Source organism: Streptomyces niveiscabiei (assembly GCF_001419795.1).
Taxonomy (GTDB): Bacteria; Actinomycetota; Actinomycetes; order Streptomycetales; family Streptomycetaceae; genus Streptomyces; species Streptomyces niveiscabiei.
The window spans coordinates 7,066-7,732 of record NZ_LIRL01000222.1; the positions used below are offsets into that span (position 1 = coordinate 7,066).

1 protein-coding gene is annotated in these 667 nt (G+C 70.6%); it reads left to right on the top strand.

Annotated features, from left to right (window positions below; genetic code table 11):
• Window positions 1-449, top strand: a 449-nt coding sequence (locus AOK24_RS50540) for a pectate lyase family protein (protein WP_478078766.1), incomplete at its 5' end; no start/stop codon positions are given.
• Window positions 450-667 lie beyond the last annotated feature (218 nt).

Consider the following 667-nt stretch of genomic DNA (forward strand, 5'->3'; position numbering starts at 1 on the left):
CCGCCGCGCTCGACGCGGGCAAGCTCAAGGTCACGATGCACCACAACCGCTTCGCGGGCATCCTCCAGCGCTCCCCGCGCGTGCGGTTCGGGCAGGTCGACGTCTACAACAACCACTACGTCGTCGAAGAGGCACAGAAGTCGGACTACTACCTCTTCGGCGTCGGCACCGACTCCGCGCTGTACGCGAGCGACAACGCGATCTCGCTGCCCGCCGGCACCAGCGTCGGCAAGGTCATCAAGAAGTGGAACGAGTCCCCGCTGACGGCCGAGAACAACTACGTCAACGGCCGCCGCGTCGACCTCATCGCCGTGCACAACGCGGAGATACCCGCCGAGACCCTCCAGTCCGGCGCGGGCTGGACCCCGACCCTGCGCACCCGGGTCGACTCCCCGTGCCTGGTCCCGTCGGTCGTCGCGCGCGGCGCGGGCGTCGGCCGCTTGCGCTGACGCCTCCCCCAGACGTGCCGGGACGGTCCTGCACACCGTCCCGGCACCCTCCCGAGCCCGCGCACACCGCGACCTCGGCGAAACCCTGTGACCCCCGCGAAGGAGCACCCGCCATGCCCTCGCCCCAACTCCCCCTCTCCAGAAGGGGATTCATCACCACCGCCGCCGCAACGGCAGCCACCCTCGCACTCACCCCCACCCCCGCCTCGGCTCAACAC